At 65.8% G+C, this 25,196-nt stretch carries 19 protein-coding genes; 12 read left to right on the top strand and 7 right to left on the bottom strand.

All coding sequences use genetic code 11. From position 1 onward, the window contains the following. The first annotated feature begins 626 nt into the window (after positions 1-626). The gene (locus JQC81_RS21020; protein WP_203273713.1) at positions 627-2,516 is read left to right on the top strand and encodes a PAS domain-containing HWE histidine kinase family protein; all 1,890 of its coding nucleotides are present in this window, start codon (positions 627-629) and stop codon (positions 2,514-2,516) included. Positions 2,517-2,610: 94 nt separating this feature from the next. Here JQC81_RS21020 and JQC81_RS21015 read toward each other — a convergent pair whose 3' ends face one another. Then, a complete protein-coding gene (locus JQC81_RS21015; protein WP_203273712.1) occupies positions 2,611-3,843 on the bottom strand; it encodes an argininosuccinate synthase in 1,233 nt (410 codons plus the stop codon). A gap of 217 nt (positions 3,844-4,060) precedes the next feature. On the opposite strand from JQC81_RS21015, the gene JQC81_RS21010 reads away from it, so the two are divergent. The 8 genes from JQC81_RS21010 (at position 4,061) to trpB (ending at position 11,469) form a co-directional block, all read left to right on the top strand. Next, positions 4,061-4,690 (top strand): 2-hydroxychromene-2-carboxylate isomerase, encoded by a 630-nt coding sequence (locus tag JQC81_RS21010; protein WP_203273711.1) that lies wholly within the window; start codon positions 4,061-4,063, stop codon positions 4,688-4,690. 309 nt (positions 4,691-4,999) lie between these two features. Continuing rightward, the gene (rpsA, locus tag JQC81_RS21005) at positions 5,000-6,697 is read left to right on the top strand and encodes a 30S ribosomal protein S1 (RefSeq protein WP_203273710.1); all 1,698 of its coding nucleotides are present in this window, start codon (positions 5,000-5,002) and stop codon (positions 6,695-6,697) included. Positions 6,698-6,890: 193 nt separating this feature from the next. After that, positions 6,891-7,856: a signal peptide peptidase SppA gene (sppA, locus tag JQC81_RS21000; RefSeq protein ID WP_203273709.1), complete on the top strand. Its 966-nt coding sequence runs from the start codon at positions 6,891-6,893 to the stop codon at positions 7,854-7,856. 26 nt (positions 7,857-7,882) lie between these two features. Then, positions 7,883-8,197: an integration host factor subunit beta gene (gene ihfB / locus JQC81_RS20995; protein WP_199047782.1), complete on the top strand. Its 315-nt coding sequence runs from the start codon at positions 7,883-7,885 to the stop codon at positions 8,195-8,197. A gap of 16 nt (positions 8,198-8,213) precedes the next feature. Further along, positions 8,214-8,564 (top strand): LapA family protein, encoded by a 351-nt coding sequence (locus tag JQC81_RS20990; RefSeq protein ID WP_203273708.1) that lies wholly within the window; start codon positions 8,214-8,216, stop codon positions 8,562-8,564. A 9-nt stretch (positions 8,565-8,573) separates the two neighbouring features. Then, complete coding sequence (gene lhpI / locus JQC81_RS20985) at positions 8,574-9,521, top strand: bifunctional Delta(1)-pyrroline-2-carboxylate/Delta(1)-piperideine-2-carboxylate reductase (protein WP_203273707.1); 948 nt, start codon at positions 8,574-8,576, stop codon at positions 9,519-9,521. A gap of 10 nt (positions 9,522-9,531) precedes the next feature. Beyond that, positions 9,532-10,191, top strand: coding sequence for a phosphoribosylanthranilate isomerase (locus JQC81_RS20980; protein ID WP_203273706.1), 660 nt, complete (start codon positions 9,532-9,534; stop codon positions 10,189-10,191). Between the two features lie 57 nt (positions 10,192-10,248). After that, positions 10,249-11,469 carry a tryptophan synthase subunit beta gene (gene trpB / locus JQC81_RS20975; protein WP_203273705.1) on the top strand — a complete coding sequence of 407 codons (1,221 nt, stop codon included), beginning with the start codon at positions 10,249-10,251 and terminating at the stop codon, positions 11,467-11,469. Positions 11,470-11,510: 41 nt separating this feature from the next. Here trpB and JQC81_RS20970 read toward each other — a convergent pair whose 3' ends face one another. Next, positions 11,511-12,260: an AAA family ATPase gene (locus tag JQC81_RS20970; RefSeq protein WP_376772428.1), complete on the bottom strand. Its 750-nt coding sequence runs from the start codon at positions 12,258-12,260 to the stop codon at positions 11,511-11,513. Between the two features lie 159 nt (positions 12,261-12,419). Between JQC81_RS20970 and trpA the strand changes: the two genes are divergently transcribed. From trpA to JQC81_RS20955, 3 genes are all read left to right on the top strand, one after another. After that, positions 12,420-13,259: a tryptophan synthase subunit alpha gene (gene trpA, locus JQC81_RS20965; protein ID WP_203273703.1), complete on the top strand. Its 840-nt coding sequence runs from the start codon at positions 12,420-12,422 to the stop codon at positions 13,257-13,259. 102 nt (positions 13,260-13,361) lie between these two features. Beyond that, positions 13,362-14,276, top strand: coding sequence for an acetyl-CoA carboxylase, carboxyltransferase subunit beta (gene accD, locus JQC81_RS20960; protein WP_203273702.1), 915 nt, complete (start codon positions 13,362-13,364; stop codon positions 14,274-14,276). 14 nt (positions 14,277-14,290) lie between these two features. Next, positions 14,291-15,616 (top strand): bifunctional folylpolyglutamate synthase/dihydrofolate synthase, encoded by a 1,326-nt coding sequence (locus JQC81_RS20955; RefSeq protein WP_203273701.1) that lies wholly within the window; start codon positions 14,291-14,293, stop codon positions 15,614-15,616. Between the two features lie 211 nt (positions 15,617-15,827). Here the strand turns inward: JQC81_RS20955 and trxA are convergent, their stop codons facing one another. From trxA to tsaE, 5 genes are all read right to left on the bottom strand, one after another. Continuing rightward, complete coding sequence (trxA, locus tag JQC81_RS20950) at positions 15,828-16,148, bottom strand: thioredoxin (RefSeq protein WP_203273700.1); 321 nt, start codon at positions 16,146-16,148, stop codon at positions 15,828-15,830. A 101-nt stretch (positions 16,149-16,249) separates the two neighbouring features. Further along, the gene (gene addA, locus JQC81_RS20945) at positions 16,250-19,684 is read right to left on the bottom strand and encodes a double-strand break repair helicase AddA (RefSeq protein ID WP_203273699.1); all 3,435 of its coding nucleotides are present in this window, start codon (positions 19,682-19,684) and stop codon (positions 16,250-16,252) included. Further along, a complete protein-coding gene (addB, locus tag JQC81_RS20940) occupies positions 19,681-22,848 on the bottom strand; it encodes a double-strand break repair protein AddB (protein ID WP_203273698.1) in 3,168 nt (1,055 codons plus the stop codon). The genes addA and addB overlap by 4 nt, the downstream gene beginning before the upstream one ends. 9 nt (positions 22,849-22,857) lie before the next feature. Beyond that, a complete protein-coding gene (locus JQC81_RS20935) occupies positions 22,858-23,592 on the bottom strand; it encodes a nucleotidyltransferase family protein (protein WP_203273697.1) in 735 nt (244 codons plus the stop codon). A gap of 9 nt (positions 23,593-23,601) precedes the next feature. Then, complete coding sequence (gene tsaE / locus JQC81_RS20930) at positions 23,602-25,188, bottom strand: tRNA (adenosine(37)-N6)-threonylcarbamoyltransferase complex ATPase subunit type 1 TsaE (RefSeq protein WP_203273696.1); 1,587 nt, start codon at positions 25,186-25,188, stop codon at positions 23,602-23,604. Between the last annotated feature and the right edge of the window lie 8 nt (positions 25,189-25,196).

Here is a 25,196-nt window from a genome sequence, read left to right as displayed (position 1 = left end):
GCCTGCCTCCACACTGCGACGCCTCGCGAGCGCGCCCCTCAACAGAGGCAGGTCTACACAACGATATAGCCGAGCTTAACGCAACAGTCAAGAACAAAGTGAGAACACGCGCCCTGCCGACCAGCGTCAACCACGAAGCGCAGCGCAGATCCGGGATCGTCGGACGAGAATGGCTCCTCTTTAACTCCCGATGGGTGAGGTTGTGCCTTCAGGCACAGGTGAGGGAGTAGCGTCCTCTCCGGGGAGACCTGTAACCCCTCACCCCAGCCCAATCCCTCGGGGAGAGGGAGCTTAGTGCTACATTCTGCACGCGATCCCGGATCGGCTTGCGCCGTCCGGGATGACGATGATGAACGCGCGCCCCTTGCGCTTTCCTCCGCGACAGAAGGCCATCGCTTGCTGCGATATGATCTACACAACGATTGAAGTCATGGGACGAGAGCCTAGATGGTGGACATCCCTCGCCACTCCGAAGCTCTGCATGGTCACCAGGAAAACCTTGAACGCTCCTTGCATGCCCGGGCCTGAAGCTCTCGCGGCAGCCTCGAGGGAAGCTGATACCTGTCGCAGTGCCGGTGAAATCGGGCGCCCCCCGCACCAGCCTCCCGACGGGAGGCGCAGGCTTCATGCACGATAGGCTCGTTCCCAGCCTGGATTTCCTCACCGGAGGCGGTGAAATGGGTGCGCTCATGCGCGCCCATGACTGGTCCTCCTCGCCTCTCGGCCTGCCGGAACACTGGCCGCAGAGCCTCCGAGCCGTGGTGAGCCTGATGCTCACGTCGAAGTTCCCCATGTTCATCGCCTGGGGGCCGCAACTCGCGTTTTTGTACAACGACGGCTATCGGCCGATCTTCGGTGCCAAGCACCCGCATGCCCTTGGCCTGCCGTTCCACGAGGTCTGGTCCGAGATCTGGCATGACATCGAGCCGCTGGTGACCAAAGCGCTGGCCGGAGAGGCGACCTATCATGAGGACCTGCACCTCGTGATGGAGCGCAACGGCTACCCGGAAGATACCTGGTACACCTTCTCCTACTCACCCGTCCGCGATGAGACGGGCGGGATCGCCGGCATGTTCTGCGCCTGCACGGAGACCACGCATGAGGTCAAATCCCGCGCGGCCTTGAGGGAAGAGCAGGATCGGCTCCGCGAGCTCTTCCAGCAGGCTCCAGGCTTCATGGCGATGCTGCGCGGCCGGGAGCATGTCTTCGAGCTGGCGAACGATGCCTATCTTCAGCTCGTGGGGCATCGTCGCGACATCATTGGGAAGTCCGCGCGCGAGGCCTTGCCCGAGATCGAAGGTCAGGGCTTCTTTGAGCTGCTCGACAACGTTTATGCCACAGGTCAGCCGTTCGTCGGACGAAGCGTGCGAGTCGGGTTGCAGCGAAAACCGGAGAGCCCGGTCGAAGAACGTTTCGTCGATGTGATCTATCAGCCGATCACCGACCGAGAGGGGAGGACCACCGGCATCTTCGCGGAAGGCTACGACGTCACCGAGCGCGTGCAGGCCGAGGAAAGCCTGCGCGAGAGCGAGGCGCGGTTCCGCAATCTTGCCGATCACGCTCCCGTCATGGTCTGGGTGACGGAGCCGGACGGCACCTGCACCTACCTGTCCCGCTCCTGGTACGAGTTCACCGGCCAAACGCCCGAAACCGGCCTCGGCTTTGGCTGGCTCGATGCCGTCCACCCGGACGACAGGAGCTGGTCGGGCGAGATGTTCCGGACCGGCTATGCCAAGCAAGAGCCGATCCGCGTGGAATACCGGCTGCGCCGGGCCGACGGCACCTATCGCTGGGCCATCGATGCCGCGGCACCCCGCTTCGGCGAAGACGGCACTTACCTGGGCCATGTGGGCTCGGTGCTCGACATCACCGACCGCAAGCAGATCGAGGAGCACCGCGAGCTTCTCATCAACGAGCTGAACCACCGGGTGAAGAACACGCTCACCATCGTTCAGTCCATGGCGTCGCAGAGCCTGAAGCAGATGAGCGAGGAGAACCGTCCCAAGGTCCAGGCCTTCGAAGACCGCCTCTTCGCCCTGGCGCGGGCGCACGACGTTCTCACCCGGGAGAACTGGGAAGGAGCGGAGCTGCGCGAGATCATCAACGAGGTGGTCGAGCCCTATCTCCGGCAGAAGACGAAGCACATCGAGATCGAAGGGCCGCGCCTTCGCCTCATCCCGAGGATCGCTCTGGCCATCGCCATGGCGATCCACGAACTGGCCACGAACGCCGCGAAATACGGCGCGCTCTCCGTCCCGTCCGGATGCGTCTTCATCACCTGGACGGTCACGTCGCACAACGCTCCGCACCTGGAGCTGCGCTGGCAGGAGCGGGATGGTCCGCCGGTTTCACCCCCGACCCGCCGGGGCTTCGGCACGCGGCTGATTGAGCGGAGCCTGGCCACCGACGTGGGCGGCAACGTCCGGCTGACCTACGAGCCTGCCGGGGTGGTGTGTGTGATGGATATTCCACTGAGCGATGAGGGCGGGATGCTGGAGCATCATACGCACCGCTAAGCGGAAGGCCCCGGTGAGCCTCCCCAGGGGAAAATTGCAATGCACATGAAAATGGCCGGGACGAGCCCGGCCATGATGCATTCGCTGCTTTCTCTTACAGTCCCAGCTTCTTCTTCCGCTGGGCGAGCGTGCGCAGCCGGAGCGCGTTGAGTTTGATGAAGCCGGCGGCGTCGCGGTGGTCGTAGGCGACGGCGCCTTCCTCGAAGGTGACGAGGTCCTGGTCGTAGAGGGTGTAGGGGCTCTGGCGGCCAATGAGGTGGACGCCGCCCTTGTAGAGCTTGAGCGTCACCTCGCCGGTGACGAATTCTTGAGACTTGTCGATCATCGCCTGCAGCATCTCGCGCTCCGGCGAGAACCAGAAGCCGTTGTAGATGAGCTCGGCGTATTTCGGCATGAGCTCGTCCTTCAGGTGGGCCGCGCCGCGGTCGAGGGTGATCGACTCGATGCCGCGATGGGCGAGATGCAGGATCGTGCCGCCGGGGGTCTCGTACATGCCGCGGCTCTTCATGCCCACAAAACGGTTCTCCACGAGATCGAGGCGGCCGATGCCGTTGATCCGGCCCAGCTCGTTGAGCTTCGCCAGCAGGTCGGCCGGGCTCATCTTTTTGCCGTCGATGGCGACCGGATCGCCTTTCTGGAATTCGATGCGGATGACCGTCGGCTTGTCGGGTGCGGATTCAGGCCCGTCGGTGCGCGAATAGACGTAGTCCGGCACTTCCATGGCCGGATCCTCCAGCACCTTGCCCTCGGAGGAGGCGTGCAGGAGGTTGGCGTCGACGGAGAAGGGCGCTTCGCCGCGCTTGTCCTTGGCGATCGGGATCTGATGCTGCTCGGCAAAAGCGATGAGCTGCTCGCGGGAGCGCAGGTCCCATTCGCGCCAGGGGGCGATCACGGTCACGTCGGGCTTGAGGGCATAGTAGCCGAGCTCGAAACGCACCTGGTCGTTGCCCTTGCCGGTGGCCCCGTGGGAGACCGCGTCGGCCCCCACCTTCTCGGCGATCTCGATCTGCTTCTTGGCGATGAGCGGCCGGGCGATGGAGGTGCCGAGCAGGTAGAGGCCCTCGTACTGGGCGTTGGCGCGGAACATCGGGAACACGTAATCGCGCACGAACTCGTCGCGCAGGTCCTCGATGAAGATGTTTTCGGGCTTGATGCCCAGAAGCTCGGCCTTCTTGCGGGCGGGCTCCAGCTCCTCGCCCTGGCCGAGATCGGCGGTGAACGTCACCACCTCGCAGCCATAGGTGGTCTGCAGCCACTTGAGGATGATGGAGGTGTCGAGGCCGCCCGAATAGGCGAGCACGACCTTGTTCACGCGCTTGTCGGCCATGGCAAAGGTTCCAGAGAGAAAGACTGGCAGCGGCTTAGCGGGGAAGGCCTTGTCGCGCAACGGGCAATTCGCGAACCGGCATGCTTGCCCTGCAATCCTGCCCGGAAGGCCGAAGCCTGCCGTAACCCAGCGGAATGGACTAGGTCTCTGGTGGAGCGGAAGGCCAACTTTGGGAGTTGGCCTGGTTCCTCCGGGTTTTTGGTTGCAAAGGACGCCCATGCACCGTCAGCCGGTTCTCGAATTCTGGTACGAGTTCGCCTCGACCTATTCCTATCTCACGGCCATGCGCATCGAGGCGGCGGCGGAAGCGGCCGGGGTCGAGCTCGTCTGGCGGCCGTTTCTGCTGGGGCCGATCTTCAAGGCGCAGGGGTGGGAGACCACGCCTTTCAGCCTCTACCCGGCCAAGGGGCGTTACATGTGGCGCGACATGGAGCGGGAGGCGGCGCGCCTCGGGCTCCCCTTCTACCGGCCCGAAGCCTTCCCGCAGAACGGGCTCATAGCCGCGCGGGTGGCCCTGCTCGGCTCCGACCGGGGCTGGACGCCCGCCTTCACCCGGGCCGTCTATACCGCGCAGTTCGCGCAAGGGCGCGACATCGCCAGCCCGCAGACCGTCACGGATATCCTGACCGCCCTGGGCCTCGATGCGGAATCTGTCCTAACAGAGGCGGGGGCCGAGACGAACAAGATGCGCCTGCGCCGGATGAACGAGGAGGTGCAGTCGCGCGGCCTCTTCGGCGCGCCCACGTTCTTTGCCGAGGACGGGGAGATGTTCTGGGGCAACGACCGGCTCGAACAGGCGCTGGATTGGGCCGTCGCCCAGGCGCGGCGCGGGCAGGCGCCGGCCTGAGGCGGGCCAAGGAGGCGAGAGCCTTGAAAGCCTTGTGATCCGGGGCCAATTGGGTTAAGACAACCCCCATCCGACAGGACAGTGACGGTTTCGATTGTCAGGGTGCGTGTTCCGCGCCCTCGCGGCGTTCCGGAAAAACCCTGTCGGATAAAGCGTTTCCATCCGCTGATGATGCGCCGGCCCGCTCGACAGAGCGGCATGCCCGGGACATGGCCCTGAAGGGGCGTCTCAGGCAGCGGCGGAGGGGAACGGCCCGTTAACACGAGCCGCCGGCGTTGCCCCTTGAACGAGGGCCATTCAGGAGAACCTATGTCTGCAGCTTTGCAACAGCCGAGCCGTGAAGATTTCGCGGCCCTGCTCGAAGAATCCTTCCGCACGAACGAGATCAGCGAAGGCTCGGTCGTGAAGGGCAAGGTGGTCGCGATCGAGAAAGACGTCGCGGTCATCGATATCGGCGCCAAGACCGAAGGTCGCGTCGCCCTGAAAGAATTTGCCGGCCCGAACCGCGACCAGACCGTGGTCGTCGGCGACGAGGTCGAGGTCTATGTCGAGCGCATCGAGAATGCCCTGGGCGAGGCCGTCATCTCCCGTGACAAGGCCCGCCGCGAAGAGTCGTGGGTGAAGCTCGAGAAGGCCTTCGAGGCCCAGGAGCGCGTCAACGGCACCATCTTCAACCAGGTGAAGGGCGGCTACACCGTCGACCTCGACGGCGCAGTGGCGTTCCTGCCGCGCTCCCAGGTCGACATCCGCCCGGTGCGCGACGTCACCCCGCTCATGGGCGTGGCTCAGCCGTTCCAGATCCTCAAGATGGATCGCCGCCGCGGCAACATCGTCGTGTCGCGCCGCACGGTCCTCGAAGAGAGCCGCGCCGAGCAGCGTTCCGAGCTCGTGGCGAACCTCGAAGAGGGTCAGGTCATCGACGGCGTGGTCAAGAACATCACCGAGTACGGTGCGTTCGTTGATCTCGGCGGCATCGACGGCCTGCTGCACGTCACCGACATGGCATGGCGCCGCGTCAACCATCCGTCCGAGGTCGTAACCATCGGCCAGACGGTGAAGGTGAAGATCATCAAGATCAACCACGAGACGCACCGCATCTCGCTGGGCATCAAGCAGCTTCTGGCCGATCCGTGGGAGGGCATCGCCGCCCGCTACCCGGTCCAGGCAAAGCTGAAGGGCCGCGTCACGAACATCACCGATTACGGTGCATTCGTTGAGCTCGAGCCCGGCATCGAAGGCCTGATCCACGTCTCCGAGATGTCTTGGACGAAGAAGAACGTCCACCCGGGCAAGATCATCTCCACCTCGCAGGAGGTTGAGGTCGTGATCCTCGAGGTCGATCAGGTGAAGCGCCGCATCTCGCTGGGCCTGAAGCAGACGCTCCAGAACCCGTGGGAGGCCTTCGCCGAGAAGCACCCTGTCGGCACCGAGGTCGAGGGCGAGGTCAAGAACAAGACCGAGTTCGGTCTGTTCATCGGTCTCGAGAACGACGTCGACGGCATGGTCCACCTCTCGGACCTCGACTGGAACCGTCCGGGCGAGCAGGTCATCGACGACTTCAAGAAGGGCGACGTCGTGCGCGCTCAGGTTCTCGACGTGGACGTCGAGAAGGAGCGCATCTCGCTCGGCATCAAGCAGCTGGCCGGCGATCCCTTCGCCGAGGCCGGCGAGCTGAAGAAGGGCCAGATCGTCACCTGCGAGGTTCTCGAGGTGAAGGACGGCGGCCTGGAGGTGAAGATCGTCGACACCGACCTCACCACCTTCATCAAGCGCAACGAGCTCGCTCGTGACCGTGCCGACCAGCGCCCCGAGCGCTTCGCCGCCGGCGAGAAGCTCGATGCCCGCGTCACGCAGTTCGACCGCAAGGCCCGCCGCGTGACCGTCTCCATTAAGGCCCTCGAGGTCGCTGAGGAGAAGGAAGCCATGGCTCAGTACGGCTCGGCCGATTCGGGTGCGTCGCTCGGCGACATCCTCGGCGCCGCCCTGAACAAGGCCGGCAAGAAGTAATCAGGCTCGACAAGAGCTTGGATGGGATCCCCGGGCCGAAAGCCCGGGGATTTTCTTTGAGCAGACCCGCGCGAGCGATCGTGCGGGTTTTTTGTTGGCCCCCTGTCTTGCCGCCCTATCTGGCTTCGCAATAGGGTGCTCCCCCTCGCACCCGGTGCGAACCCAGCACGATCCGATTTCGAGAGACCAGACGATGTCCATCGATGCCGAAGCCATTGCCGACCGCCGCCGCCTGCGCCGCAAGCTCTCCTTCTGGCGGGTGGCGGGTTTCTCCGGGCTGATCGCCGCCGTCGCGGCCATCGGCTATGCCGCCGCCGACCGGGCCGGTTATGGGGCCATTCAGAACCAGATCGCCCGCATCTCCATCGACGGGGTCATCACCGGCAACCAGCGTCTGGCGGATCTGATGCGGCGAGTGGGCGAATCGAGCACCGTCTCCGGCGTGGTGATCTCCATCAACAGCCCCGGCGGCACCACGACGGGATCGGAAGAGCTCTTCCGCAACATCCGCCGTCTCGCCGAGAAGAAGCCGGTCGTCACCTTCGTGGACGGCACGGCGGCCTCCGGCGGCTACATCACGGCCCTGGCCACCGACTACATCGTGGCGCGCGAGACCGCGATCGTCGGCTCCATCGGCGTGCTCTTCCAGTATCCCGACCTCACCGGCCTCATGGGCCAGATCGGCGTGAAGGTGGAGGCGGTGAAGTCCGCGCCGCTGAAAGCCGAGCCGAACCCCTTCACGCCCACCTCGCCGGAGGCGCGGGCCGCCATGCAGGCGGTGGTCAACGACACCTATGACTGGTTCAAGAACCTGGTGCGCGAGCGCCGCCGCCTGAACGAGGGCGAGCTCTCCACCGCGTCCACCGGCCAGGTATTCAGCGGCCGCCAGGCCGTGCCCCTCAAGCTCATCGACAAAATCGGCAGCGAGCGCGACGCGGTGGCCTGGCTGGAACAGGAGAAGGGCGTGGCCAAGGACCTGCCGATTCGCGATTGGGAACCGCGGTCGGATCGGGACATCTCGATTTTCGCCATGAGCGCCACGATGGCCGACATCTTCGGCTTCGAGCGGGTGGCCGAGGCATTGCGCCGGACGTCCGCGCAGGCGGAGATCGCGCGGCTTGACGGGCTCCTGGCTGTCTGGCAACCTTTGGAAAAATAAAGCAACGTCAAAGATATAGCTCATCCATGATAAAATCCGAACTCGTGCTCAAGATCGCTGAGCAGAACCCGCATCTTTACCAGCGTGACGTGGAGAAGATCGTGAACGCGATCCTCGACACCATCGCGGATGCGCTGGCCCGGGGCGACCGGGTCGAGCTGCGCGGCTTCGGGGCCTTTTCGGTGAAAAAGCGGGATGCCCGCACGGGCCGCAACCCGCGCACGGGCGAATCCGTTTCCATCTCCGAAAAGGTCGTCCCGGTCTTCAAGACGGGCAAGGAAATGCGTCAGCGTCTCAATGCTCCGGCTCCGAAGATGATGAAGGCGGCTGCTGCCCAATAATTCTCGCGAGGTGTTCGTGATTCGCTTTCTGAAGGCGCTCATTCTCCTGCCGGTCGCCATCCTGATCGTCCTGCTCGCCGTGGCGAACCGGGCACCGGTGACCTTGTCCCTCGATCCGTTCTCGCAGGAAGCGCCGGAATTCGCGTTCCAGCTGCCCCTGTTTGCCGTCATCTTCGCGGCGGTGATGCTGGGCGTCCTGATCGGCGGCACCGCGAGCTGGCTCGCGCAGGGCAAGAACCGCAAGACCCGCCGGAAGCTCCGGCGCGAGACCAGGCAGCTGCGCTACGAGACCGAGCGACTGAAGGCGCAGACGCCCTCGAACACGAACCTGCCGGCCACCGTTCCTGCCCCGGCCCGAAGCATCTAAGACAATCCCATGCGCGTCATCACCTCGGCCGAGATCGATCGGGCTCTCACCTTTCCTGTCCTGATCGATGCCCTGGCCGAGGCGTTTCGCGGCAGCATGGTCACACCGGTCCGGCACCATCACGAGGTCGAGCGTCCGGGCGCCCATGGCACGCTCCTGCTCATGCCGTCCTGGACCGGACCCGCGATGCAGGACGGCTTCCTCGGCGTGAAGGTCGTCACGGTCTTTCCCGAGAACGGCGCCAGGAGCCTGCCCAGCGTGATGGGCTCCTACCTGCTGATGGACGGCAGCACGGGCGAGCCGGTCTCCGTCCTTGACGGCGCGCGCCTCACCGTCTGGCGCACCGCAGCGGCCTCGGCGCTTGCGGCCCGATACCTTGCCCAAGAGGATGCAAGCCGCATGGTGATGGTCGGGGCAGGCGCCCTGGCGCCCTTCCTCATTCGCGCCCATATGAGCCAGCGGCCGATCCGCGAGGTAGCGCTCTGGAACCATCGGCCGGAGAAGGCTGAAAGCCTGGCGGCCGAGCTTCGCGCCGAGGGCCTGCCCGTCACCGCCGTCACCGATCTGGAGGCGGCCGTACGCGGAGCCGACCTCGTCTCCTGCGCCACGCTCTCCACCGCACCCGTGGTCAAGGGCGCCTGGCTCAAGGAGGGGGCGCATCTCGACCTCGTAGGCGCCTTCAATCTCAAGATGCGCGAGGCGGACGATGAGGCGCTGCGCCGGGCGCAGGTCTACATCGACACCCCGGCGGCGAAGTCCGAGGGCGGCGACGTGGCCGTGGCCCTACACCGGGGCGCCATCACCGAGGATCACATCCGCGGCACCCTCACGGACCTGTGCCGCAGCGCCCCCCATCGCGGACCCGCCGTGATCACCGCGTTCAAATCCGTGGGCACTGCTCTGGAGGATCTGGCTGCGGCGATGGTGGTGTGGCGCTCGCTGGCGAAATCGTTGTAAACTACCTCCTATGGATAAGCTGGTGAAAATCTGCGGGCTCTCCACGCCCGAGACCCTCGATGCCGCCCTGAGCGCAGGTGCGGACATGGTCGGCTTCGTGCGGTACCCGAAGAGCCCCCGCCATGTCAGCCTCAACCTCGGCCACCGTCTGGCCCTGCAGGCCAAGGGCCGGGCGCAGCGCGTCGTGCTTCTGGTCAACCCGGGCGACGAGGACATTGCCCAGGCGGTCGAGGCCATCAATCCCGATCTGATCCAGCTGCATGGCAGCGAGACGCCTCAGCGGGTGGCCGAGATTCGCTCGATGGTGAAACGGCCGGTCATGAAAGCCCTTGGCGTCGCGGAGCCGTCCGATCTCCAGGCTCTCAGCCCTTATGCCGGCGCCGACCACATCCTGCTCGATGCCAAGCCGCCCCGCACCGCCGAGGCTCTGCCCGGCGGTAATGGCGTCTCCTTCGACTGGGGGCTCCTGAACGGGCTTGACCGCAAGGTTTCCTTCATGCTGTCAGGAGGCCTCAACCCCGACAATGTGGCGGAGGCGATCCGGCTCACGAAGCCACGAGCCGTCGACGTGTCGTCCGGGGTGGAGAGCGGACCGGGTCTCAAGGATCCGGCCAGGATCGAGGCCTTCATCAGGGCCGCCCGGACAGCATTCGCTGCTGCCCATCACTAATATCAGTGGCGCGTCCTCGTCTGGGCGTGTCTTTCAATCCTGAAGGCAGGACAGGCCGTGTCAGCTCAAGCTCAACCCAATTCCTACCGCACCGGCCCCGACGAGCGCGGACATTTCGGCCAGTTCGGCGGACGCTTCGTCGCCGAAACCCTGATGCCGAACATCCTCGAGCTGGAAAAGGCCTATGAGGAGGCGCGGAACGACCCGTCCTTCCATGCCGACATGGCGTCCTACTCGACCCATTACATCGGCCGCCCGAGCCCGCTCTATTTCGCCGAGCGCATGACCGAGCATCTCGGTGGGGCAAAAATCTACTTCAAGCGCGAAGAGCTGAACCATACTGGCGCGCACAAGGTGAACAACGTGCTGGGCCAGATCCTTCTCGCCCGCCGCATGGGCAAGAAGCGCATCATCGCCGAAACCGGCGCGGGCCAGCATGGTGTCGCGACGGCGACGCTCTGCGCGCGCTTCGGACTCGAATGCATCGTCTATATGGGCGCGGTCGACGTGGAGCGGCAGAAGCCCAACGTGTTCCGCATGAACATGCTCGGCGCCAAGGTGGTGCCCGTGCAGTCCGGCACCCGCACCCTGAAGGACGCCATGAACGAGGCCCTACGCGACTGGGTCACCAACGTGGCCGACACCTTCTACTGCATCGGCACGGTGGCGGGCCCGCACCCGTACCCGGCCATGGTGCGCGATTTCCAGTGCGTGATCGGCACCGAGACCCGCGAGCAGATGATGCAGGCGGAAGGCCGCCTGCCGGACTCGCTGGTTGCCTGCATCGGCGGCGGCTCCAACGCCATCGGGCTGTTCCACCCGTTCCTCGACGACAAGGACGTGGAGATCTACGGCGTCGAGGCAGCCGGCCACGGCCTGTCGAACCTCCACGCGGCCTCGCTCTCCGGCGGACGGCCTGGCGTGCTCCACGGCAACCGCACCTACCTGCTCATGAACCAGGATGGGCAGATCGCCGACGCCCACTCCATCTCGGCCGGCCTCGACTATCCGGGCATCGGCCCGGAGCATGCCTGGCTGCACGAGATGGGCCGGGTGCAGTACATCTCCGCCACCGACGACGAGGCGCTCGACGCGTTCCAGCTCTGCTCGCGGTTGGAGGGCATCCTGCCGGCGCTCGAGCCCGCCCATGCGCTCGCCAAGGTCGTCGAGCTCGCGCCGCAGAAGCCAAAGGATCACCTGATGGTGGTCAACATCTCAGGCCGCGGCGACAAGGACCTGTTCCAGATCGCCGAGCACCTGGGCAACCGGATCGTTTGAACCGGCAATCATGGAAAAAGGGGCTTTGATGAGCCCCTTTTTCATTCATCCATCATCATCGCCATGAAGAGTTCCGGATCGAGGCAGAACTCGCGCAGGAGCCGGAAATGCTGCGTCTGCTGGAGAGTGGTCGGTTCCAGCCCGTGTTTCGTGAGGCCCAGCAGTCGCGCACCCGGATAAGCCATCAGGATGGGCGAATGCGTTGCCATGATGACCTGGCAGAAGCCGGACGCCTCCATGCGGCGCAGCAGCTTGAGAAACTCCACCTGCCGCGACGGCGATAGGGCCGATTCGGGCTCATCGAAGATGTAGAGGCCCTGTTTCTGGCATCGCTCCTCGAAGAAGCGCAGGAAGCCCTCCCCGTGGGAATGGGAAAGGAAATCCGGCGGAGCCGCTCCTCCATCCACCGCGGCCTGATCGAGGTAGCGGGACACGGAAAAGAAGCTCTCGGCCCTGAAGAACCAGCCTTGCGTGACTCTCGGGAGCCAGCTTGCGCGCAGGGCTTTGCTCAGGTCCCTGCCCATCGCTTCCACGGCGCCGGAGTGATCGACGGGCCTGTATCCCTTCCCGCCCCCTGCCTCGTCATATCCGGCCAGAGCCGCAATCCCCTCCAGGATGGTCGATTTTCCGACACCGTTCTCGCCCACCACGATGGTGATTGGACGATCGAACTCCATTGAGAACTCATCACGGCTGAAGATCGGTAGGCAAAAGGGATAGGTATCCTTATCGGGCACACGGCCCTCATCGAACCATACTCGCCTGAGATAAGGCGCTCGCATCCTTGTCATCTGGGTGGTTCTTGCCAAGGGCCTGGCTCCAGGAGGTCTCGCATCGCGAAGAGGGCCAAGCCTAACCGTTCTGCAGCGAAAAACACTATCACGTGCGGCCCCACGGATATGCGAGATCCCTGTCCACATCTCTTGAATCCCGTGCTAAAGACCCCGCCCATGACCAAACGCATCGAAGCCCGTTTTGAACAATGCCGTGCGGAAGGCCGCGCCGCTCTCGTCACCTATGTGATGGCCGGCGACCCGGATCCCGAGACCTCGCTTGAGATCCTGAAGAGCCTGCCGAAGGCCGGAGCCGATATTGTCGAGTTCGGGCTGCCGTTTACCGATCCCATGGCCGACGGCCCGGCGATCCAGGCGGCGGGCTTAAGGGCGCTCAAAGTCGGCCAGGATACGGTCAAGACCCTCGACCTCATCCGCCGCTTCCGGGCAGAGGACCAGGACACGCCCGTGATCCTCATGGGCTATTTCAACCCAATCTACGTCTACGGCGTCGACCGCTTCCTGGTGGATGCTAAGCAAGCCGGCGTCGATGGCCTCATCGTCGTCGACCTGCCGCCGGAGGAGGACGACGAGCTCTGTCTGCCGGCCCTCAAGGCTGGCCTCGCGTTCATCCGCCTCGCCACCCCGACCACCGACGACAAGCGCCTGCCGGCGGTTCTCAGCAATACGGCGGGTTTCGTCTATTACGTGTCGATCACCGGCATCACGGGTGCGGCCACGCCGGATTTCGGCAAGGTCGCCACGGCCGTGGAGCGGATCAAGCGCCACACGCCCCTGCCGGTGGTGGTGGGCTTCGGCGTCAAGAGCGGGGCGCATGCGGCCGCGGTGGCCCAGGGCGCCGACGGCGTCGTGGTGGGCTCGGCCCTGATCGACGCCCTGAAAGGCACCCTCGATGCCGAGGATCGCGCAACGGCAGGCTCCGTCGAGGCGGTGACGAAGCTGGTGAAGGAATTGAGCGAAGGCGTGCGCTCGGTGGCAAAACGCGCGGCGGCCTAATACATACAGAGCACGTCCTGCCGCTGTGCAGGCATCCACGCCTCCGGCGTGGTCCGCGTAAATGGCCGGCTGACTCCCGGCCATGACGAGAGGATTGAAGCGATGAACTGGATTTCCGAAGTCGTCCGTCCGAAGATCAAGACGCTCTTCAACAAGCGCGAGACGCCGGACAATCTCTGGATCAAGTGCCCGGAGACGGGCCAGGTGGTGTTCCACAAGGACGTGGAGGCGAACCAGTGGGTGATCCCCGGCTCCAACCACCACATGCGCATCTCCGCCACCCAGCGCCTGCAGCTCATGTTCGACGGCGCCACTTGGCTCGATGTTGCGCTGCCCGAAGTGGCCGTCGATCCCCTGAAATTCCGTGACGAGAAGCGCTACATCGACCGCCTGAAGGATGCTAAGGCCAAGACTGGCCAGCAGGATGCGTTCAAGGTGGGCTTCGGCCGGGTCGAGGACCTGCCCATGACCATCGCGGTGCAGGATTTCGGCTTCATGGGCGGCTCGCTTGGCATGGCGGCCGGCGAGGCCTTCATCAAGGGCGCCGAGACGGCCCTCGAGAAGAAGACCCCTTACGTGCTCTTCGCAGGATCGGGCGGCGCGCGCATGCAGGAGGGCATTCTCTCGCTCATGCAGATGCCCCGCACCACGGTGGCGATCCGCCGCCTGCGCGATGCGAAGCTGCCCTACATCGTCGTGCTCACCAACCCGACCACGGGCGGCGTGACGGCGTCCTATGCGATGCTCGGCGACGTGCATCTGGCCGAGCCGGGCGCGCTCATCGGCTTTGCCGGCCCGCGCGTGATCGAGCAGACCATCCGCGAGAAGCTGCCCGACGGCTTCCAGCGCGCCGAATACCTGAAGGAGCACGGCATGGTCGATGCGGTCGTGCATCGCCACGAGCTGAAGGCGACGGTTGCGCGCCTGTCGCGTCTCTTCACCAAGGCGCCGGCTGCGAGCGTTGCTGCGGCTCCCGTTCCGGCTGCGCCTGAGATCACGGCTGCGGCTGCCGAGTAAGCGAGACCAGGGCAATGAATTCCTCCGATGCGCTGATCGCGCGCTTCCTTGCCCTGCACCCGAAAACCATCGACCTCTCGCTTGAGCGCATCCAGCGGCTGCTCGCCCAGCTCGGCCATCCGGAGCGCCGACTGCCGCCGGTCATTCATGTGGCGGGCACCAACGGTAAGGGCTCGACCATCGCGTTCATGCGGGCGATCCTGGAGAGCGCGGGGCTTGCCGTCCACGTCTATACCTCGCCCCATCTAGTGCGCTTCCACGAGCGCATTCGCCTCGGCAAGTTCGGTGGCGGCCAGTATGTGACCGAGGATAGGCTCGTCGAGGCCTTCCGCCGCTGCGAGGCGGTGAATGCCGGCGCGCCCATCACTGTGTTCGAGATCACCACCGCCGCGGCCCTGCTGGTCTTCTCCGAGGAACCCGCCGACGTGCTGCTGCTGGAAGTGGGCCTCGGCGGCCGCTTCGACGCCACCAACGTGATCGACCGGCCGGCTGCGGCCGTGGTCACGTCCATCGGCCACGACCACGCGGAATATCTCGGCACGACGCTGACGGCGATTGCCGGCGAGAAGGCCGGCATCTTCAAGCGCGGCTGCCCGGCGGTCATTGCCCCGCAAGATTATCTGGAGGCCGACCAGACCCTGCGCGACGCGGCCGAGCGCATCGGCGCCACGCCCATTCTTGTCGGTCAGCAGGATTTCTCCGTGCACGAGGAGGGCGGGCGCCTCGTCTACCAGGACGAGAAGGGCCTTCTGGACCTGCCGCGCCCGAAGCTCATCGGGCGCCATCAGTTCATCAATGCCGGTACGGCGATTGCAGCGCTTCGCGCCGCCGGTTTCGAGGGCTTCGAGACCTCCGCGTTCGAGGCGGGCCTCACCCGCGCCGAATGGCCGGGCCGCCTGCAGCGCCTCAACCGGGGCCGCCTGCCGGAGATCGCGCCGTCCGGCTGCGAGATCTGGCTCGACGGCGGCCACAACCCCGACGGCGGCCGGGTGCTCGCCGCCGCCATGGCCGACCAGAGCGAGCGCTCGGACGCGCCCCTCGTGCTGATCGCCGGCATGCTCGGCACGAAGGATTCTCAAGCCTTCTTCAAGAACTTCTCGGGGCTCGCCCGGGAGGTGATCGCCGTGCCGATTGCCGGCCAGATCGCCGCCCGCCCGGCTGAGGAAGTCGCATCCATCGCTGGCAGCGTGGGGCTCACCACCTCGATTGCTGCAAGCGTCGAATCCGCCCTCGCGTCGCTCCACAACTACGTCTGGGACCGCCCGCCTCGCGTGCTGATCTGCGGCTCGCTGTATCTCGCCGGCGAGGTGCTGGCGGCGAACGGGACGCTGCCGGAATAGCCTTCAAACCACGTCATCCCGGACGGCGGAGCCGATCCGGGATCGCTTCAACCAGTCCAGCACTGTCATTCCGAGGCTGACAGCGTCGTGGTTCCGGCGCCATGTCCTGCGCACGATCCCGGATCTCCGCTGACGCTGCGTCCGGGATGACGGTAGATAAAAGAAAAGGGGCCTTTCGGCCCCCTCTCATCAACTCAAAATCGCAACTTGATCAAGCCGAAGCCTGGATCCAGCGGGAGAGTTCGCCCTTGGGAGCGGCGCCGACCTTCTGGGCGACGACCTTCCCGTCCTTGAACATCATCAGCGCCGGGATCGACCGGATGCCGAGCTGCGAAGAGATCTGCGGGTTCTCGTCCACGTTGAGCTTGGCGATCTTCACCTTGCCGGCCATCTCGTCGGAAATCTCTTCGAGAGCGGGGCCGATCATGCGGCAGGGACCGCACCACTCGGCCCAGAAATCGACCACGACGGGCTCGGAGGATTGCAGGACATCCTGCTGGAAGCTCGAATCGGTCACCTTAACGGTCGCCATACCATCACCTTTGACGTTGAACGCGACTCAATGATGAGCCGCTCGGCTATAGGGCCAAGGTAAGAACCGCGCTTGAGGGAATCAAGCAAGGGCGCCGGCCCTCACGCTGCTTTGATGAGGGTAAGTGCCGATTCCAGCTCTGGTTCCAGGAGCTCGTGGATCACCGGCCCTGAGGTCCAGATCAGGAAGGTGCGGATCCGCCGGCCCGGATAGATCTCGGCCAAGAGCCTCCGGTAGAGGGCGAGCTGGGCTACGTAAGATTGCGGGGGCGGCTGGTCGGGACGGGGCGGGCGCGCCGTGGTTTTGAAATCGGCGACCAGCACCTCTGTGTCGAGCACGGCCAAGCGGTCGATCTGGCCTGAGACCATGAGCTCGCCCTCAACTGTGAGCACGCGCCCGGCGATGGGCGCCTCGGCCCGCGAGCCCTGACCGAACAGGGGCTTGAGGTCCGGATGGTCGAGAACGTCGAGGGCGTTGACCAGGATCGATTCCCGCAGGTCGCCTGCGAGCCGCGGGGCGCGGGCCTTCACGTAAGATCGGGCCATGCTCTCCCGGTGCTCCGGCGGCAGGGCCGGCAGGCGCTCCAGCAGGGCATGGACCAGGGTGCCGCGCAGGCGTGCCTCGGGGGCGTAGGGGCCGTCGCCCGGCCGGGTCATGCGGTCGGCGGCGCCGAGCGCGCTGGAGGGGCGGATCGGCGGCAGGGGCTCGGGCTCGGATGCCACGGCCGTGGTCAGCCAGTCCGGCACGGCGATGGGATCGAGCGGCGTAACATCCGACTCGGCCACAAGGGTGCGGGCGAGGGGCGAGCCGTCGCGCCAGACGGAGATCGGGCCATAAGGGGCTTCGTCGAGCTCCAGTCCGCCGGCTTTGGCGACCAGACCCTGGCGGATCATCTCGCACCAGGCTTCCTGCTTGGTTTCGTTGCCATTCGTCCGGTACGGCGCGATCACCAGCCGGTCCTTGGCACGGGTCATGGCTACATAGAGCAGCCGGTTATGCTCCTCGTGGCCCTTCGCGTGCAGGATCTCGCGGGCCTGCGCCATCACGCTGGAATCGGATGTCTTGCCCGGCGCCCAGACGGGGATCTTCTCAGCCCCTATGCTTTGCAACTGCAGCAGCGGCGGATCGCGGCCGAGCACCTCGCAGCCGTCGATGAGCACCACGACGGACGCTTCCAGGCCCTTGGCACCGTGCACGGTCATCACGCGCACTTCGTCGTTCACGGAATCGAGGTCGCGCTTGATGGTGTGATCGGCGGATTCGAACCGGCTCAGGAAATAGGTGAGTGACGGCGTTTCCGTCATCTCGAACTGATGCGCGAAGCACAGGAAAGCGTCGATGGCATCGCCCGCTTCGCTGCCGAGACGCGCTACGAGCAGGGAGCGCCCGCCGCCGGGCCCAAGCAGGGTGGCGAAGAAGCCGAAGGGACCATGAACTTTCGCGAGCTCACGCCACGCGTTCAGCGCCTCGCATCCCCGCTTCGCCTTGGCGTCGCCGGCTTCCGCATGACGCGCCAGCGCCGCGTGCAGCGATTCCTCTTCCGAGCGGCTGGCCGCGATGCGGATGAGATCGTCGTCGTTCAGTCCCACGAGGGGCGATTTCAATGCGGTTGCGAGGGTGAGGTCGTCATCCGGCAAGAGCGCCGCGCGGCCCGCGGCTACGAGATCGAGCACGGCAATGTGCTCGCCGATATTGAGACGGTCGGCGCCCGCCACCGGCACACCCGCTTCTTTCAGCGCGCGGATCACCGCCTCGAAGGCCGCGCCGCGCTTGCGCACCAGCACGAGAATGTCGCCAGCCTTCCAGACACGACCCGTCTCGTCGCCCTTGGTGGTCCAGCATTTCACGGCCTGCGCGATGCGCCGCGCGACCACGACAGGCGGCGATTGCTGCTCGGGCTCGTCGACGGGCAGCACCCAGGCCTCGGGCTCTTCCTCCTCGGCCGGCGTCTCGACGGGCCACAATTCCACGAGGCCGGGCGCATGGGGGCGCGCGCTCTCGTGCACGGTGCCGACCGCCTTGTCCTCGAAGGACAAGCCCTTGAAGTGCCGGTCGACCGCAAACGTCGCGTCCACCGCCGAGAGCACGGCTTTGCCTGAGCGGAACGACATGGTGAGCGACACGTCCTCGAAGGCAAGTTCGGCTTCGCGGACCTTCTGCGACCAGCTGCGGCGGGTGGTTTCGAATTCCTGCGGCGCCGCTCCTTGAAAGCCGTAGATCGATTGCTTGGGATCGCCCACCGCAAACAACGTGCGCACGCGCCCGCCCGCCGCACCGGCGCCTGCGGTGAAATCCTCCGTGATCCGGCGCAGGATCTCCCATTGCTCCGGGTTCGTATCCTGCGCCTCATCGATCAGCACGTGATCGATGCCGCGATCGAGCTTGTAGAGCACCCAGGCCGTGTCGCCGCGCGAAAGCAACGCCAGCGTCTTGTCGATGAGGTCCTGAAAATCGAGGGCGCCGAGCCGCATCTTGGCCTGTTCGACGCGGGCGTGGATCTCGGCGGCCAACGTGAACAGCGCCGCCGTGCGCTCGGCGGCGCGGGCTGCCTTGCGCTTGTCGATGAGCGAGCATACGCGCTCCTGCTCGCGCAGCAGCTCGTCCTTCAGGCTCTCGCTCACATCCTTGGTGAGGAAGGCCGATCCTTTGCGCGGGGTGCCACCATCCGTGAGAAAAACAGAGAGATAGTTTTCAAGTTTCTCGGAAAGCTCAGACGCTTCTGCTGCCGCAATAAGAGAGGCAGCCCGCTTCTGATCCGTTGCCTTTCCGCCGAGCAGTTCCTGGGCGATGGCAGGCCAGCTCTCCGGCTTGAGGCCGCCTTCCAGCATGGTGCGCTCGATGATCTCAAGCGTCTCGTCAGGCTGCAGCCCGAGTTCCTTGCGCAGTCGCGCGGGTCCTGTTGGATCGTGCAGGAACGGCTTGCATTTCAACGCCGCATTGATCGCGGAGGAAAGCGCATCGCCCACCGCATCGACGCTGATGACGTCGAGCGCCTCGGCGAGTTCCGGGTAGTTGCCGCTCGCCGCATCGGCCATCACGTTGGCGGTGGCCTGCGCCAGCATCTCGTCCGTCTGGCTCTCGTCGAGCACGGCAAAGCGCGCCGGCACGTTGGCCTCGAAGGGCACGAGATGCAGGAGGCGCTCGCAGAAGGCGTGGATCGTGTCGATCTTGAGACCGCCCGGTGTTTCCACCGCGCGGGCGAAGAGCGTGCGCGCGAGCTTCATCTGTTTGCGGGTGGGCTTTTCGCCCTCAAGCTCGGTCAATTCCTGGACCAGGCTTTCATCGTCCAGCGTCACCCAACGGCCCAATCGCTCGAAGACGCGGATTGCCATGTTGGCGGCGGCCGCCTTGGTGAAGGTGAGGCACAGGATGCGGCCCGGCAGCGAACCGGCCAGCAGCAGGCGCACCACACGATCGGTCAGCACCTTGGTCTTGCCCGCGCCCGCGTTGGCCGAAACCCAGGCGGAGGCGCGCGGGTTGGCGGCGCGGCGCTGCGCGTCCTTGGTATATTGCGGGATGACGAGATCGGTGCTCATTCGAAGCCCTCACCGCCGCCGGCGCTGGCAAGCGACCATTCCTTCACCCGCGCCAGATGATCGTATTCCGAGAAGCGCCGGGCATATTTCGGAAAGGGCCGCGAGAGATAGGCAGCCTCGCCCTTGGCGTAGCGCACGATCATCCCTTCGAAGCGGCGGCGATGCTCTTCCACGATCTCCGCGACAGGACGGGTTTCCTTGCCCGACGGTCCGATCTCGCGCGGCTTGATCGGCTCGCGCCCGCCGGTCGTATGCACGTAGATGAGGTCCGGCGTGTCCTTCGCCTTGGGCAGTCCCTTGAAGGCGCCCTTCATCAGCATCATGGCTTCCAGCGTCAGCTGCGGCGAAAAGCCGGCATAGACTTCCTTGACGCCGGGCGGTTGGCCCGTCTTGAAATCGATGATGGCGAACCCGCCGTCGCGGCGGTGCTCGATGCGATCGGCGCGGGCGCGCAGATTGAAGATCGAGCCGTCCGGCAGCGGGATCGACAGGGAGCCTGAGCGCTCCGCATAGACGTCGACAAGCGTGGGACGGCGCGCCTGCTCCCACACGACGAATTCGGTGGCCAACCGCGTGAAGCGCGGCCACCATTCGGCATAGAGTTCGGGATAGGCCTCGGCAATCTCCGCGAAAGCGTCGGCGCCGAGCGCGAGCAGGATTTCCTGCGCATGTGCCGGCACGGCCTTCGGGTATTGCTGCGCGAAGGTTCCGAGCACATCGTGAATGATCGTGCCGCGATCCGCCGCACTCGGTGTTACCGCAATCGCGTCGAGCGCATCGAGCTTGAGGATGTGGCGCGCGAAGATCGAGTAGGGATCGCGCACCAGCGTCTCGATTTCCGTGACGCTCAAGGAACGCGGGAAGAGCGCGGGATCGGGCTTCGGCCGCGGGCGCGGCAGGGGCGGCGCGGGCTCGGGCGTGTCGAGAGTACGGGCCAAGCGGCGATATATTTCGCCCGCCTTCGTCATCTGCTCCCACGTGTCCTTGCCGGTGAAGGCCTTGAGGCGCTGCAGGAAGCGCGAGGGCACCATGGGCGAGCCATCGCGCTTGTGGGCGCGGGTGATCACCACGTCGTGCGTGCCGAGCGCCTGCACGAAGTCATGCGCGGTCTGGCCGATGCGGCGCTCCGGCGGCATCAGGCCGACGCGCGAGCGCATCGGCCGGTTGAGGAACGCGTCCGTCACCGTGCGCGGAGGCCAGGTGCCTTCGTCCAATCCGCCGAGCACCACACGGTCGACGGAGAGGAGGCGCGCTTCGAGGAGGCCGAGAATCTTCAGGCGGCGATGGGTGGAGCGCGGCGACGGGCTTAAAGAACGCTGCTTGGCGAGCGCATTGAAGAAGGTGGGATAATCGACAAAGCGCCCTGCGAGCGGATGGCCTTCCTCCGCGCGGATGTCGGAATGCTCCAAGTCGTCGAAGAGCGCCGCGAGCGCTTCCCTGGAAGCATCCGCATCGGGCTCTTCCTGCGCATCGTCAGGACCGGTCCAGAGCAGCTCGACAGCCCGGCGATGATGCTCCACCAAGGCCATAAGATCGAGCTTGCCCTCGCCGTGAGCGGCAGGCGTGAAGGTTTCGAAGGCGAAACCGAGGCGCTGCAGCAGCTCGTCGGCGAGGTCCCAATCGGCCTCCGTCAGACGCTTTACCGGACGCGGGGCGCGACGGTCACTCTCGGCGCGGCGGCTAGCGAGCGCCGCGCGAATGCCCTCAACGCCGAGCGCGGGTGCAGGCCCGCGCAGCACGCCGATTTCGAGCACGCTGGCTGCATGCTCGACGGTTTCACGCGACAGACCCAGACGCACCATCGGATGCGCCAGCAGGGCGAGCAGCCGCACGGGCCGCAAATCATCAGCGGCCGCTTCCGCCGCGAGCCGCGCGAGGCGACCGGCTGGGGTGTCGGAGAGGGGAATGCCGGCGGAATCCTCCACGCTCAGGCCCCAGCGGGCGAGTTCCGCCGTCACGCGCGCGGCAAGAGCGCGATCGGGCGTGACGAGGGCTGCGGTTTTTCCCGGATGAGCAATGGTCTCGCGCAAGGCGATGGCGATGGACAGCGCCTCCTCGCGCTCGTCCGCCGCCTCGATGATGGCGAGGCCCTGGCAGCCGCTGCGGCTCAAGGCGACACGGTCCTCCGATGAGATCAATGCCCAACGATCCGTGGTGTCGGCTGGGCGGAGCGCCTCCGAGAGCAGATGATTGCGGGCTCTCGCGGCCTCTGGCGCGTCGCCGAGAACGGTGACGGTGGAGCGTGGAATGCGCAGGTGCTTGTCGAGCAGACGGCGGAGCGAGGCCTGCGGATGGCTGTGCACCGGATCGCTCTCGTCATCGCCGTGTCCGCCGATGGTGGACCAGCTCTCCTCGTCGAGATCCGTGTCGAGGCCGGGCAGCACGATGGCGCCCTTGGGCAGACGCGCGATCACGCCCATCAGGTTCGCGGTCGCCGGCACCGAGCCAGTCGAGCCCGCGACGATAATCGGATGCTCCGGACGCTCGCGGGTGAGGCGCTTGGCTTCCGCGTCCAGCAGCGCATTGCGCCGCTGGGCCGGGTCGCTCGCCTGCCGGTCGGCCAGGATTTTGGGCCAGTATTCGCTCGCGATCTGCACAAAGTGGCGGGTGATCTCGAAATATTTCGAGTAGTCGGCATCCACCGCGAGTTCGAGCGCGTGCCAGTCGATGCCTTCCGTGGTGAAGGCATCCATCAGGGTCTCGAGATCGCCCGCGAGGTTCACCGCATCGGCCGGAGAGGCCGGCACCATGAAGGGCACCTCGGGGCCGATCTGCAAGAGCGCCCGGTCCACTTCCGCCGACCAGCGCTGCACGAGGCGCGTAAGGATGAGGCGGCGCTCCAGGGGCGGGATCGGCGGTTTCAGGCTCGCGGCCTCGTGCAGCGGCGTGCCCTCAAGTCCTGTCAGCTCAAATTCGGCTTCGTCGGTTTCGCCGAGCGGCACGATGCGCGGCAGGAGCTGCGCCCGGCCGTCGCCCCGTTCGGCCAGCAGCGCGATCAGCGCCCGGGTGGCGCGGCGGTTGGGAACATAGATCGTGATGTCGGCAAGAGCCGCTGGATCGTCGGTTAAGGGGCCGACAAGACGACCGTCGAACAGCGCGTCCACCAGGGTCGGCAGGAAGGCGCACCCTGGAGGGATCGAAAAGACGCGCGGATCGCTCGGCACCTCACACTCTCACTGCTTGCTGGCGGCAAGGCACTGCTCAGCCTCGGCAATGGCCTGCGGCTCTCCAACATGCAGCCACTGCCCCTCCAGGCACAAGCCGTAGAGGCGCTCCTTCGCGATGGCGCGATCGTAGAAGGCGTTGGCCGAGAAGGCTCCGTCGGGCGTGCCGTGGACGAGTTCCGGCTTCACGATGGCCACGCCCGCATAGGCAAAAGGGGCGCTGTCGTCGGTGCCGCGGCGGCGCAGACGGCCGTCGGAATCCTGGTGAAAATCGCCGCGGCCTTCGAATCCGATGCTTGTGGATAACGGTGCCACGAGCATCAGGATGTCCATCCTGTCCGGGTCCCAGGCCTGCACCAAGCGTAGCAGATTCGGCTCATTGCCTTCGATCCAGAGCGAGTCGGAATTGAAGGTGATGAAGGGTTCATCGCCTAACAGCGGCAGGGCCTTTTTCACGCCGCCGCCGGTTTCCAGAAGCTCGCTGCGCTCGTCGGAGACGACGATGCGTGGTGTTTCGCGGGTGCTCAGGTGTGCTTCGAGCATGTCGGCGAAATGGTGGACGTTCACTACCACCGTCTCCACGCCCGCCTCGTGCAGCTTGTCGAGGGCGAAGTCGATCAGGCTGCGGCCCGCCACCTTCACCAGCGGTTTCGGCATGGTGGCCGTGATCGGCAGCATGCGCTTGCCCAGACCTGCAGCGAGGACGATGGCTTTACGGGGTGCGCGCGGCGAGGTCTGGGACAAGGGGCTGACTCAGGATTCAGGAGGGGGTTCATCCACGGGCGGGATGAGCCGCGGCAGGTGGGTCTCGTACCAGCCTTTGAGCTTCCCCAGAGCCGGATGGGCGAGGTTGCGAATGAGGTAGGATTCGATCCGCGGCAGGTGCTTGAGGTAGTGCGGCTTGCCGTCCCGCCGGTCGAGGCGGGCGAAGATGCCGAGGATCTTGGTGGCGCGCTGGCCTGCCATGATGGCGTAGGCACGGGCGAAGGCAGAGACGTCGAAGCTTGGGTCGGCGGCCTTCCGGTCGCGGGCATAGAGGCCGATGAGCTTGAGCTCGAGCTCCGGCGGCACGGTCACGCGCGCATCCTGCAGCAGCGAGGCGACGTCGTAGGCCGGCGAGCCCAGCACCGCGTCCTGGAAGTCGATCATCCCGACCCGCTGCAGGCCTTCGCGCTTCGGTAGCCAAATGAGATTGGGCGAGTGGTAGTCGCGCAGGGTCCACGTCACCGGCGCGGAGAGGACCTCGCCCAGGGTTTCGGTCCAGAGATTGACGAATTCCGCCCGCACCGAGCCCGAGAGCTGCGTGCCGATGATATGCGGCACATACCAGTCGAGCAGCAGCTCCACCTCGATGAGAAGCGCTTCGAGATCGTAGGCCGGGATCGGATGATCGATGCCCTCGGCCACCGGCAGCACCTGCGGCAGGGTCTGGCCATGGAGCTGCGCCAGAAGCCGGGTGGCTTCCGCGTAGCGATCCGGAATCGGCCCGTTCTCGTCGGTCACGGGCTCGGCGCCGAGATCCTCGATGAGGAGGAGACCCGCCTCCAGATCCTCGCCGTAGATGTAAGGAGCGCTGAAGCCCAGCGCCCGCAGGCCCTTGTCCATGGCCACGAAGGCATTCACCGTCTCGGCGAGCTTCGCGATGGTGGTGTAGGGCTTGCCGCGCCGCACGGCGGGCCCGACCGGGCGCGGCGGCGAGATCATCAGCAGCGCGGTCGAGCCGTCGGGCTTCACGAGGCGCTCGTAGGAGCGGATTACCGAGGCATCGGCCGTCATGGGCTGGCGGCTGGCATCGCCCCAGCCGCAGCGCTCCACGAGGTTGCGGTAGGCCTTCATGCGCTGCAGCCTGGACGCGAAGGCGCCGGTGCCGGTGAGCATGACGAGCCGGCCCTCGCCCTGACCGCCGGGGGCGAAATCAAGGCGGATGTCGAGATGCTCGGGCTTCAATGCATCTTCGGCCCGCTCCGGCCACTCGACAAGCGAGATCGCATTCTCGGTCACCTCGTCCCAGCCCAGCTCCACCAGCTCGTAGCCGCCGGACAGGCGGTAGAAATCCGCGTGGACAATGGGGCTGCGCGGGCCGTCATAGACCTGCATCAGGGTGAAGGTGGGGCTCGGCACCTCGAGCTCCGGATCGCCCGCGAGAAGGCGCACGAGAGCGCGGGCGAGCGTCGTCTTGCCAGCCCCGAGACCACCCGAGAGGGTGACGAGATCGCCGGGCTTGAGCTCCTCGGCCAGAATGCGGGCGAAGCGCTCCGTCGCCTCGTGGTCGGGAAGCGTGACGATCCATGCGGCCTGTAAAAGATCCTGCTCGGGCATGAGGGCCGGTCCATTCACCATCGCTGTTC

Origin of the sequence: Microvirga arabica, assembly GCF_016811235.1 — a bacterium.
Lineage (GTDB): Bacteria > Pseudomonadota > Alphaproteobacteria > Rhizobiales > Beijerinckiaceae > Microvirga > Microvirga arabica.
The sequence above is the reverse complement of the archived record's forward strand: the minus strand, read 5'-3'. Positions and strand labels throughout refer to the sequence as shown.